The sequence below is a fragment of the Arthrobacter sp. ISL-48 genome (genome assembly GCF_018613805.1).
GTDB lineage: Bacteria > Actinomycetota > Actinomycetes > Actinomycetales > Micrococcaceae > Arthrobacter.
In genome coordinates this window covers 673,212-685,017 of the sequence record NZ_JAGGPL010000003.1, presented here as the reverse complement: position 1 = coordinate 685,017, position 11,806 = coordinate 673,212, and the positions used below count along the sequence as shown (strand labels likewise).

The window sequence follows — 11,806 nt, the reverse complement described above, 5'->3', positions numbered from 1 at the left end:
CCTGACGCCATGCCGGGAAGGCGTTCAACAGGACAAAGCCCCGTCGATAAGGGAATATATAACTATGAAGGCACGCATTCTGGTAGTTGATGATGACGAAGCGCTGGCCGAAATGATTGGAATTGTTCTCCGCAACGACGGCTTTGAGCCGGTCTTCTGCGCCGACGGCGGCCAGGCGCTTGACGTGTTCCGTTCATCGAAGCCGGACCTCGTGCTGCTTGACCTCATGCTTCCCGGAGTGGATGGCATTGAAGTCTGCCGGCAGATCCGTGCGGAATCCGACGTGCCCATTGTGATGCTCACCGCCAAGTCGGACACGTCCGACGTCGTCCGTGGCCTTGAGTCCGGAGCTGACGACTATGTGCCGAAGCCGTTTAAACCGGCCGAGCTGGTTGCCCGGGTCCGTGCGCGCCTACGGCCGGGAGACCAAAAGGCTCCCGAAACGCTCCGGATCGCCGACATCACCATCGACGTGGCCGGCCACACGGTGAGCCGCGCCAACGAACGTATCTCCCTGACTCCGCTGGAGTTCGACCTCCTCGTGGCCCTGGCGCGCAAGCCCTGGCAGGTGTTCACCCGGGAGCTGCTGCTCGAGCAGGTCTGGGGTTACCGCCACGCCGCCGACACCAGGCTGGTCAACGTCCATGTCCAGCGCCTCCGGTCAAAGATTGAGCGGGATCCGGAAGCCCCGGAAGTAGTAATGACGGTTCGTGGTGTCGGCTACAAAGCAGGTTCCTGACCCCTCGGGAGCCGACAAGGGGCGCGCACAGGACGCTGCCGGGGCCGGGCAGCGGGAAGTCCACCCAGTAAGCCACACTGCCCCGGAGCACACTGATGCCCTCGCGGCGGGACTGATGCGGCTGCCCTTCCGCGCAGGCATCTGGAGGCGCCGGGCGCTGATTGTCACCCTCAGGGTGGCGCGCCTGGTCAGGACCGGGCTCAGCCGCGTCTTCCCTGCCCTGCGTCAACTGGCTAAATCGCTTCAGCGGCGTTGGCGGCGCTCCCTGCAGTTCCGCACGGTCCTCACCACGTTGCTGCTGTCCGTGACGTCACTCGCCGTGGTGGGCGCCTACCTGTCAAACCAGATCGCCAACAACCTCTTCCAGGAGCGCCTGACCCAGGCTGAGTCCGAGACCCGGTACAACGTCAAGCAGGTCCAGGACACTTTCGACGGCGCCCAGGTCACGGACCAATCCAGTGTTATCACCTTGGTCTACGACACCCTGACCGCAGTCGAGGGACGGGGAGACGTGATCCAGCGCCGCTACGTTTTCGAAGCGATGCCGGAGCAGACCAAGCCCCGGAACCGGTGGGTTGAGTCCAGGGCTTCGGACCAGCTGACCGTCAGTGTCATTCCGCCGGAACTGCGGAAGGCGGTCCAGCAGTCCGGCAAGGACCAGTACTGGGCCTCCACTGTTATTCCCGTAGGCACCGAGGACCGGCCGGGCATCGCAGTGGGCAACAAGGTGACCTTCAACGGGACGGTGTACGAGCTCTACCTGATTTACGACCTCAACACCGCACAGCAGACCCTGGACGAGATTCAGAGCGTGCTCTGGGCTGGCGGCGCGGTGCTGGTAGTGATAATCGGCGCGATCGCCTGGTACGTCACGCGTAACGTGGTCAGTCCGGTCAGCCACGCGGCTCTGGTATCGGAGAAGCTCGCAGCCGGCCAGTTGCAGGAGCGCATGGTGGTCAAAGGTGAGGATGAAGTGGCGCGGCTGGGAGCTTCCTTCAATCACATGGCGGCCAGCCTCCAGGAGCAGATCACCCAGCTGGCCACGCTGTCCCAGATGCAGCAGCGATTCGTCTCGGACGTGTCGCACGAGCTCCGGACGCCGCTGACCACTGTGCGCATGGCCGCGGAAGTCCTGTATGACGCCCGCCATGATTTCGATCCCATTAACAAGCGTTCTGCGGAACTCCTGTACAACCAGGTTGAGCGTTTCCAGTCGCTCCTTTCGGACCTGCTGGAGATCTCGCGCTTTGACGCAGGCGTGGCCGTGCTTGACGCCGAACCGGAAGACATCCTGCAGGTCGTTGCCCACGTCATCGAAGGAGCGGCGCCTGTCGCCGCTGAGTACGGTTGCGAGATCACGCTCCGGGCGCCTGCCGGTGGCATTGTTGTGGAAATGGACGCCCGCCGGATCGACAGGATCCTGCGGAACCTGATCCTGAACGCCGTGGAACACGGCGAAGGCAAGCCGGTGAACATTACTGTCGCCGCCAACCAGACCTCAGTGGGCATCGCGGTCCGTGACCACGGCATCGGAATGACCCCGGCGGAGGCTGCCCGTGTCTTTGACCGGTTCTGGAGAGCGGACCCCGCCCGGGCGCGGACCACGGGTGGCAGCGGCCTGGGACTCTCCATCGCCATGGAGGACACCAAGCTGCACAACGGCTGGCTGCAGGCCTGGGGAAAGAAGGGGAGCGGGGCTAACTTCCGGCTGACCATACCCTTGAGGCAGGGCGAGGAGATCGACAAGTCACCCGTACAGCTGGAGCCGGGGGAGATCGTCCTCTATGGCGCGCCGGAAGGAACGAACGCGCTGGTTCTGGACCGTCCGCCAGCTGATTTATCGGCCCCGGATGCCGGGCCTGCTCCAGACGGTGTGCCAGCCCCGGAAGGTGCGCAGGCTCCAGAGGAAGAGCAAAGAGGCGGCGATGGCACGTCCCAGGCCCGTTCCGCCGCCGCTGCAGCAGGGAAGGAGACGACATGATGCGAAAGAACCTCGTGATGCGGTACCGGCCTGGCGTACTAATGGTCGTACTGGTCCTCCTGCTTGCGTCATGCGCGCGCATACCCACCTCTGGTCCGGTAGGAAAAAGCAGCGAGGGAAGCGCGGGGAACGTCAGCGCCCCGGTCTTCCTTCCCGCGGGTCCCCAGTCCGGAGCTGACCCGGAAACCATCATTGAGGACTTTTATCGGGCAGGGAGCGGCTACGAGGATGACTACGCGGTGGCCCGCGAGTACCTCACGCAAGCCTCCTCCGTGGCATGGAAACCGGACCAGCGGGCCCTGGTGTACCGGGCGGCCAGGGTGGTGGCTACCAGCGTCGAAAACGTCTACAACTACGAACTGGACGTTGCCTACACTGTCGACGCGGACGGCATCGCCACCCAGAGCCCGGCGGGCACCATGGAGAACATTCCGGCCACAGTTTCCAAGGTTGATGGGCAATGGCGGATCTCAGCCATTCCTGACGGGACTGCGATTCCGGAGGAGACCTTTAAGGTAATCTATGGCGCCTACCCCATCTACTTCTACGATCCCAGCTTCACCTATGCCGTTCCGGACGTCCGCTGGTTCATCAAGAACAAGACTGTCAAGGCAATGACCAGTGCGCTGCTTGCCGGACCGGCGCCCTACCTCCGGGGCGCAGTGGTGAGCGCCTTCCCGTCAGGCATCAAACTGGCCAGGGAGTCCGTTCCGGTAGTGTCCGGGGCTGCACAGGTTGATCTGAGCGCCAAGGAACTCACGGAAGCGTCCACGGAGGACAGGCTCCGCATGCAGACGCAGCTCGCACTGACTTTCCGCAGCCAGCCCGATGTGGTCAACGTTGAGCTGCGCGCCAACCAAGACCTTGTCCGGGTGGACGACAACGGGTCGGTGCTGCCACCCGTACAAAACAAGAACGTACCCGCGCGCCAGATCGCCGTGAACGGAAAGGAACTGGTGCGTTATGAGAACAACAGGGTGTCCCCGCTGCCGGACATGCAGACCGTCTCGGCGCTTGGTCCGCGCTTTCCGGCGGAGTCGCCGGTATCCCAGACCGTCGCGTTCCTGAATGAGAGCAGAACCACCCTTTACAGCATGGTTCCCGGCCAGCCCGCCAGGGCCCTGACCACACGCAGCACTTTGACACACCCCTCCTTGAGCCTCAATGACTGGGTATGGGTCGCCGGGCCCGGTGCCGCCGGGGGGACGGAGATTGTGGCCTACCATCCGGCAGGGGTGGCGGAGGGCACAGTCGTTCCCACCGTCACCCTGGCGCCTTCCTGGCTCGCAGGCTGGACCATCAAGGACCTGAGGATTTCCCGGGAAGGGGTGCGCGCTTTGGTGATTTCGGAGCAGAACGGAAAGACGCGGGTGCAGGTTGCCGGGATCATCCGCAATGCCGATGGAACCCCGAGGGAGCTGACGTCACCCATAACGCTGGTGACGGACAGTGAGCCGGACCAGGGGGTCTGGGTCAACGAAACGACGGTTGCAGTCATGAAGGAGGCCCCGGCAGCGAATGTCACTCCGGAGCTGTTGTCACTTACGTCCGGACAGCCACAGCAGCTGGCGCCGTGGCCAGGCCTGGTGTCGCTCAGTGCGGGCAACGGACAGGAGGAGATTTACGGCCAGTCGGCCGAAGGAATCTTTCAGCGGCTCGGGAATGGCTGGTCCCCCCAGCTGAAGGGTCCCATCGATCCGTCTTTCCCCGGCTAGGGTGCGATTACCCCGTCAGCAGGCCGCGTTACCCACATATCGCCCCGAAGCCTTCCACGACGTCCGCTCCAGAGCGAGCATGGTGGTATGACTGATGGCTCACCTACCACGGGACCCGGCAGGGCCGTCGTTCCTGCAGATCCGGACCTTCTTCCGGCTGCGCCAAGACCCGCGAAGCACCGGGGGGAGCAGCAGCAGTGGGTCCTGAGGCTGGCTGACCAGGTGGCTGCAGCCGGGGCCGAGCTTCTGTCGCTTGCCATCCCCGTGGAGTGCGTCTGCTGTGGTGCCGAGGACCGGGCCCTCTGCGCTCCCTGTGAACGGCAGGTCAGGATATTGACCAGCCGGCCGTTCAGGGCGGAGGCGCAGGCCCCGGCGCTGATGGACGTTGACGGCGGGGTCATCCTCCCGGTGGTAGCCGCGGGGGTGTACCGCGAGGAGCTGGCGCAGGCGCTTCTTTCCTTCAAGAGCCATGGCCAGCACCAGCTGAAGTCGGTTTTGGCGAAAGGGCTGGGCGGGGCTGTGACCGCCGCGGCTGACGGCATGGACGCCGTCTTCCTGGTGCCCGTGCCCAGCAGTGCAGGAGCATTCGTGAAACGGGGGTTCAGCCCCGTCCATCTTCTGCTCGGTGCATTGAGGGGTGGGGGGAACCTGGCCTGCACACCTGTTCTTGACGTGCTTCGGAAGTCGCCACGCCGCGCCGTCGGGGAACAGCTTCCGGGTGGCCAAAAAGGCCTTGGTCGCGGGGCGAGGGCCAAGCGGGTCCGTGGATCCATGCGGGTCGCGGGATGGAAGCAGAGGAGCGTTGCCGGCCGGCGGTGCGTCATTGTCGACGACGTCCTGACCACCGGGGCAACGCTCTCGGAATCGGCCCGGGCACTGCATCTGGCGGGCGCCTTCGTGGCGGGTGCCGTGGTCCTGGCGGCGACACGCCCGCCGGATTCCGGGGCGTCGGCGTCGCCTCGGCGGGTACTGGCGGAAGGCACCATGACTTAGAAAAAAATAAACCGGGAAAGGATGAATAACGTGTGGCTATGAACTAACGTCGGTTGTGGGTACCAAGAACAGATGTACCTTTCGATGGCGGCTCGGAGAGGGGCTCGACTGTCAAGCAGATCGGCCTTAGGAAGTGCCGCCGTCGTGTCACCGAAGTCATTTGGAGGGCACCATGGAGTTTATGATCAGCGGACGAAATCTGACGGTCTCAGACCGCTTCCGCGAATACGCCGGCGAGAAGATCTCGAAGATCGAAGCGCTCGGCGACAAGGTCCAGCGGGTGGATGCGAAGGTTTCCAAGGAAACGAATGCCCGTCAGACTGGCGACCAGCTCACCGTTGAAGTGACTGTCCTGGGCCGTGGACCAGTGATCCGTGCCGAAGCCAGCGCCGCCGACAAATTCGCGGCGTTTGATCTCGCCTACAACAAGCTGCTTGAGCGGCTCCGCCGTGCGAAGGACCGTAAGAAGGTCCACCACGGCCGGCACACACCCAAGGCGGTCCGCGAAGCCACCGCAGCCTTGGAGCCTGCCAGTGCCCACGAACCAATTTATGCAGAGGCAAGCCACCGGAACGAACCCGGGGCAGCGCCTGCCGAGACGTCGCCTTATGAGGTCGACAATGACATTCCGGCCGGAGACTCTCCGGTGCTGATCCGGCGCAAGGTCTTTCCTGCCGCATCCCTCTCCCTCGACGACGCCGTGGACAACATGGAGCTCGTAGGGCACGATTTTTACCTTTTTGTGGACAAAGCTACCAATACGCCGTCCGTGGTTTACCGCCGCCGCGGCTGGACGTACGGGGTTATCACCCTGGACCACGAATGCGAACCTGGGGATAACGTGATTGAGGAGAAAATTATCGCTTACCGTTCCGCCGATGAAGCAGCAAAAGTCTAGGATGGTGAAGACCATCCAACGAGAGGACTGAGGTGGAAGCGACGCTGAGCCTGGACCAGGCCCGGCGGATCGCTTTGGCAGCCCAGGGACTCGACAAAGGACGGCCTGCCGGACCCGTGACATCACGGACGGTGGGCCGTACCTTTGCCCGGCTCCAGCTGGTCCAGATCGATTCCGTCAATGTGGTGTCCCGGAGCCACTTCCTTCCGTTTTTCTCCCGGCTTGGGAATTACGACCGCAGCATCCTGCAGCGTATGTCAGCCACGCACCCCCGACGCATGATCGAGTACTGGGCACATGAAGCCAGCTATATCCGGCCAGAGCACTTCCGGGATCTGGTCCTGTGGCAAAAACGCAAATGGGTGGGGGCCTCAGCAATGGAACCGGATCTGCGGGAGGGCGTAGCCGGGAAAATCCTGGCGGCACTTTCTACCGGCCGCCCCATGACAGCAGCCCAGCTGACGGCCAGGATCGGACACGTCGAGGACCGGCGGACGGACAACTGGGGATGGAACTGGAACGCGGTCAAAAGGGTCCTTGAGCATCTCTTCGAAGAAGGGCTGGTCTCCGCCGCTTCCAGAACCGACCAGTTCGAGCGCAGGTATGCGCTCACCGCGCGGGTGCTGCCGGGCCGCGACGCTGAACGGGAAGGCCCCCATGACCGGGATGCCGCCATGCACCGGCTCGTCGATGCCGCCGCACAGGCGCACGGTATTGGAACGGTGAGGTGCTTTGCGGACTACTTCCGGATTCCGGGAAAGGCGGTGGCCGTATCCGTGGACCACCTGGTGCGCAGCGGCAGGCTTGAACCCGTGACGGTAGCAGGCTGGGACAGGGAACTGTTCCGTCACGTGGATGCCAGGGTTCCCCGGAAGGCCGCCGGGCGCGCCCTCCTGAGTCCCTTCGATTCCCTGGTCTTCGAGCGGCGCCGGCTTGAAGAGCTCTTCGGCTTTCACTACCGCATCGAGATCTACACGCCTGAACCAAAAAGGCGATTCGGCTACTACGTCCTGCCGTTCCTCCTGCGGGACAGGATAGTGGCGCGGGTGGACCTTAAGGCCGACCGGGCGGCGGGCCGACTGCTGGTCAAGTCGGCCCATGCGGAGCCGAACGCCCCTTTGGACACCGCCGTCGAGCTTGCGGCCGAACTGAAACTCATGGCTGGCTGGCTGGGACTTGGGGAGGTGGTGGTTCACCCCGCCGGGGACCTGGCCGCGGTACTTGCAGCAGCCATTCGAGGGGATGATGGGGGTATCCGCTCTCAGGGAACAGAGGCAACGTGGCCTGTGTCTCTCCCGTAGACTAAAAACGCCAGAATTCGGCAGCATGAGACTGGGAGCATCTTCACGTGGCATCACTTATCGAAAAACTTCTCCGTACGGGTGACAAGAAAACCCTGCGGCAACTCCGGAACTATGCCGATTCCATCAATGCTCTCGAAGACTCGTTCAAAACCTTCACGGATGCCGAACTCCGTGAAGAAACGGACCGCCTCCGTGCACGGCACCAGGACGGGGAGAAGCTCGACGATCTTCTGCCGGAAGCCTTTGCCGCAGTGCGTGAAGCCTCATCCCGGACCCTTGGCATGCGTCACTTCGACGTGCAATTGATGGGCGGCGCAGCCCTCCACCTCGGCAATATTGCAGAAATGAAGACCGGTGAAGGCAAGACCCTCGTGGCCACCGCTCCTGCGTACCTCAATGCCCTAGCTGGAAACGGTGTCCACGTAGTCACGGTGAACGACTACCTGGCGGAGTACCAGTCTGACCTCATGGGCCGGGTTTATCGGTTCCTGGGGCTGACGAGCGGCTGCATCCTGTCCAACCAGGACCCGTCCGTCCGCCGGGAGCAGTACGCCGCCGACATCACGTACGGCACCAACAACGAGTTCGGTTTCGACTACCTTCGCGACAACATGGCGTGGGACCAGTCTGAACTCGTCCAGCGCGGGCACCACTTTGCCATTGTGGACGAGGTCGACTCCATCCTCATCGACGAGGCCCGCACCCCGCTGATCATCTCCGGCCCGGCCCAGGGGGATACAAACCGCTGGTACAGCGAATTCGCCAAGGTGGTGCTGCGGCTCCAGGCCGACCAGGACTACGAAGTGGACGAAAAGAAGCGCACCGTGGGCGTTCTTGAAACCGGCATCGAAAAAGTGGAGGACTACCTGGGTATCCAGAACCTCTATGAGTCCGCCAATACGCCGCTCATCGGATTCCTGAACAACGCCATCAAGGCTAAGGAACTGTTCAAGAGGGACAAGGACTATGTGATCCTCGACGGCGAAGTCCTGATTGTTGACGAACATACCGGCCGCATCCTCGCGGGGCGGCGCTACAACGAGGGAATGCACCAGGCAATCGAGGCCAAGGAAGGCGTCGAGATCAAGGCTGAAAACCAGACCCTGGCCACGGTGACCCTTCAGAACTACTTCCGCATGTACAGCAAACTCGCGGGGATGACCGGCACGGCCGAGACTGAGGCCGCCGAATTCATGGGCACCTACAAGCTCGGTGTCGTGGCCATCCCCACCAACCGCGACATGCAGCGGATCGACCAGTCCGACCTCGTCTTCAAAAACGAAACCGTGAAATTCGACGCCGTAGTCAAGGACATCGCGGAACGCCACGAGAAGGGCCAGCCCGTCCTGGTCGGTACTACCAGCGTGGAGAAGAGCGAATACCTCTCCAAACTGCTCGCCAAGGAAGGTGTCAGGCACGAAGTCCTGAACGCCAAGAACCATGCGCGCGAAGCCGCCATCGTCGCGCAGGCCGGCCGGAAGGGCGCCGTGACAGTTGCCACCAACATGGCAGGCCGCGGGACTGACATCATGCTGGGCGGCAACGCCGAATTCACGGCGGTTGCCGAGCTCGCCAAGCGCGGGCTGGACCCGGAGGAGAATTCGGAGGAGTACGAGGCCGCCTGGCCTGAAGCCTTGGAAGCCGCCAAGCAGGCAGTCAAGGACGAGCACGAAGAAGTCCTGGACCTCGGCGGGCTCTATGTGCTGGGAACCGAGCGGCACGAGTCCCGCCGTATTGATAACCAGCTTCGGGGCCGTTCCGGACGCCAGGGGGACCCAGGTGAATCACGGTTCTACCTGTCCCTGACCGATGACCTGATGCGGCTCTTCAATTCCGGCGCCGCCGAAAGGCTCATGAACAGCTCGGTGCCGGATGATGTTGCGCTGGAGTCCAAGCTCGTCTCCCGTGCTATCGCGTCGGCCCAGGGCCAGGTCGAGGGCCGGAATGCCGAGCAGCGCAAGAATGTCCTGAAGTACGACGACGTCCTTAACCGCCAGCGCGAAGCCATTTACGGCGACCGGCGCCGGATCCTCGAGGGAGACGACCTGCATGAGAAAGTGCAGTACTTCGTCGAAGACACGGTCACAGCCCTGATCGATGCCGCCACGGCTGAGGGGAACGGCGATGACTGGGATTACAACCAGCTCTGGACGAACCTGAAGACGCTGTACCCCGTGAGTGTCACGCCTGAGGACATTATCGAAGAGGCCGGCGGAAAGTCACGGCTGACGGTGGAGTTGCTTAAGGAGGAGCTGCTGTCCGACGCCCGCCTCGTGTATCAGGCCCGTGAAGAAGCAATCGGTTCAGAAAGCATGCGGGAGCTTGAGCGTCGCGTAGTGTTGTCGGTCATCGGCCGGAAATGGCAAGAACACCTTTACGAGATGGACTACCTGAAGGAAGGCATTGGCCTGCGTGCCATGGCCCAGCGGGACCCGCTGGTTGAGTACCAGCGGGAAGGTTTCATCATGTTCCAGAGCATGATGGAGGCCATCCGTGAGGAAAGTGTTGGCTTCCTGTTCAATCTTGAGGTGGAGGTCACCCCTGCACAGGATGTTGTGGTTGCCGATGCGGGCGGCGGCCACACGGAGCATGTCGAACCGCAGATCCACGCGGCGGGCCTGGAGGCCCCAGAGAAGCCGGCCCAGCTGCAGTACACCGCGCCTGGCGAAGACGGCGGAACCCAGACGCGCGTGGAGAGCCGGTCCTCTTCCCGTTCCGGCAACCCGGCAAAGGCGGCGGCACAGGACGCGGCCAAGCGTTCAGGCAAGAAAAAGCGGCGCTGACAGCCTGCGGGCAAGCGCAGATTGCACCAAGGGGCAGGACCCGGAGCGACAGTTCCGGGTCCTGCCTTTTTTGAGTCCTTCCCGCACTGGGGTCAGCCAACGACGAGCTCTGTCACCCGCCAGACCTGCTTGCTCCGTTCAAGCCTGATGGCCACCGCCCGTGCCCGGACGTCGTCAACCACCACGGCGCTGGCCTCGTAGACACCCGGCGCGACCTCACAGGCCCGGACCGAACGCACCACCGAATTCTTGTGAAGTTTGGCCAGCGACGGGGAAGCCGAGCGCGCCAGTTCTCGACGGATCAACGATGCGCGGTGATGCAGTACTGCGAGGCACCGCGGGTCCAATCTCCGCGATAGCTGGTGGACGGGCCGGATACCGGCGAGGACCTCCATGGCGGCTTGCACGGTGCTCCGTGCGAGAGCCCGGATTTCTTCGTCCTGGTCACGTACTCGGAGAGGGTGGAGGGGACTATCTGGCCGCGGTGCTTGCCGCGAAGCTGCTCTCCGGATGCCGTTGGCTGCGGCCGTTCCGATCGGTGTTACTGCACTCATGATTTCCCCTTGTTTGGTTGCGGATTCGCGTGAGACTGTCGGCTAGGCAGCGGAGGGTGGTTTGAGGATCTGGCCGGGCAGCAGGACATCCGGGTTCTCCCCGATGACGGCCTGGTTGGCCTCGTACCAGCGGGGCCACTGAAGGGCAACATCGACGTCCGTTGCCGTGGGCCCGAGCTCGCGCGCAGCGATGTCCCAGAGGGTATCTCCGGCCAGCACCGTAAATTCGCCGTGATTTTGGAGCGGAAGTTGCGCGGTGCGGACCGGCTGGGCCGCGAGAAGTCCAGGATCGGTCACTGGGGCGTTGGGCCGCCAGTCTGGTTGAATTTCCGATACCGGGCACGGTTCGCCTGTTCCGTCTGTTACGTCCGTCGGGGCCCAGTCCGCCGATACCGCTACTTCCTGGGTCGGCAACCATGCCGGACCGGCGGGTAATGGCTCGGCGGCATTGGCCAACGGAGCGGACAGGAGCTGGACAGAAAGCGCGGCGAGGGCAAGGCGCCGCATAAAGGCAGGACAGAGTCTGCCGGCGGCTGCCGCGGCCGTTCTACTGCCCCTCCCCTCAAGGACAGCGGCCAGGGTGGCCAGGAGCATGGACAGGACCCACCATCCAACGATGGCGAGTCCACCGGCATTTGCGAATGCGCCCAGGAGGTCGTCGACGTCGGGCGATTGCCGGCGGTCGGCAGACAGGCGCCACTGATCCACAAGTCCCGAACCCGTGACCAGCAGAAAGGAACCGAGAAGCAAGAGCACTGCGGCCATGGCGGCGTCGGCGCCAACTCCACGGTTTTTTCCTTCAACCATGACGATCCTTTATGTTTGATGCATTTTGATGC

9 protein-coding genes are annotated in these 11,806 nt (G+C 63.2%); 7 read left to right on the top strand and 2 right to left on the bottom strand.

What is annotated here, in order from left to right; translation table 11 throughout:
• Positions 1-64 precede the first annotated feature (64 nt).
• The 7 genes from mtrA (at position 65) to secA (ending at position 10,413) form a co-directional block, all read left to right on the top strand.
• Positions 65-739: an MtrAB system response regulator MtrA gene (mtrA, locus tag J7E83_RS07010; protein ID WP_214960296.1), complete on the top strand. Its 675-nt coding sequence runs from the start codon at positions 65-67 to the stop codon at positions 737-739.
• 115 nt (positions 740-854) lie between these two features.
• On the top strand, positions 855-2,720 hold the full coding sequence (gene mtrB, locus J7E83_RS07005; protein WP_251043615.1) for an MtrAB system histidine kinase MtrB: 1,866 nt from the start codon (positions 855-857) through the stop codon (positions 2,718-2,720).
• Entirely contained in the window at positions 2,720-4,435 is a 1,716-nt protein-coding gene (locus J7E83_RS07000; RefSeq protein WP_214961063.1) for an LpqB family beta-propeller domain-containing protein, read from the top strand. Before mtrB ends, J7E83_RS07000 begins: the two co-directional genes overlap by 1 nt.
• An 87-nt stretch (positions 4,436-4,522) precedes the next feature.
• Positions 4,523-5,428: a ComF family protein gene (locus J7E83_RS06995; protein WP_214960294.1), complete on the top strand. Its 906-nt coding sequence runs from the start codon at positions 4,523-4,525 to the stop codon at positions 5,426-5,428.
• Between the two features lie 172 nt (positions 5,429-5,600).
• Positions 5,601-6,326 carry a ribosome hibernation-promoting factor, HPF/YfiA family gene (hpf, locus tag J7E83_RS06990; RefSeq protein WP_214960292.1) on the top strand — a complete coding sequence of 242 codons (726 nt, stop codon included), beginning with the start codon at positions 5,601-5,603 and terminating at the stop codon, positions 6,324-6,326.
• Positions 6,327-6,358: 32 nt separating this feature from the next.
• Positions 6,359-7,627, top strand: coding sequence for a winged helix-turn-helix domain-containing protein (locus tag J7E83_RS06985; RefSeq protein WP_214960291.1), 1,269 nt, complete (start codon positions 6,359-6,361; stop codon positions 7,625-7,627).
• Between the two features lie 47 nt (positions 7,628-7,674).
• Positions 7,675-10,413, top strand: coding sequence for a preprotein translocase subunit SecA (gene secA / locus J7E83_RS06980; RefSeq protein WP_214960289.1), 2,739 nt, complete (start codon positions 7,675-7,677; stop codon positions 10,411-10,413).
• Positions 10,414-10,505: 92 nt separating this feature from the next.
• Here secA and J7E83_RS06975 read toward each other — a convergent pair whose 3' ends face one another.
• Both J7E83_RS06975 and J7E83_RS06970 read right to left on the bottom strand, forming a co-directional pair.
• Positions 10,506-10,967, bottom strand: coding sequence for an Rv3235 family protein (locus tag J7E83_RS06975; protein ID WP_251043475.1), 462 nt, complete (start codon positions 10,965-10,967; stop codon positions 10,506-10,508).
• 42 nt (positions 10,968-11,009) lie between these two features.
• Positions 11,010-11,774, bottom strand: coding sequence for a LysM peptidoglycan-binding domain-containing protein (locus J7E83_RS06970; RefSeq protein WP_214960288.1), 765 nt, complete (start codon positions 11,772-11,774; stop codon positions 11,010-11,012).
• Between the last annotated feature and the right edge of the window lie 32 nt (positions 11,775-11,806).

Coding starts and splice junctions, on each gene's coding strand:
- J7E83_RS06975 (WP_251043475.1), bottom strand. CDS start 10,967: ATGAGTGCAGTAACACCGATCGGAACGGCCGCAGCCAACGGCATCCGG.
- J7E83_RS07000 (WP_214961063.1), top strand. CDS start 2,720: ATGCGAAAGAACCTCGTGATGCGGTACCGGCCTGGCGTACTAATGGTC.
- J7E83_RS06995 (WP_214960294.1), top strand. CDS start 4,523: ATGACTGATGGCTCACCTACCACGGGACCCGGCAGGGCCGTCGTTCCT.
- J7E83_RS06970 (WP_214960288.1), bottom strand. CDS start 11,774: ATGGTTGAAGGAAAAAACCGTGGAGTTGGCGCCGACGCCGCCATGGCC.
- hpf (WP_214960292.1), top strand. CDS start 5,601: ATGGAGTTTATGATCAGCGGACGAAATCTGACGGTCTCAGACCGCTTC.
- mtrA (WP_214960296.1), top strand. CDS start 65: ATGAAGGCACGCATTCTGGTAGTTGATGATGACGAAGCGCTGGCCGAA.
- mtrB (WP_251043615.1), top strand. CDS start 855: ATGCGGCTGCCCTTCCGCGCAGGCATCTGGAGGCGCCGGGCGCTGATT.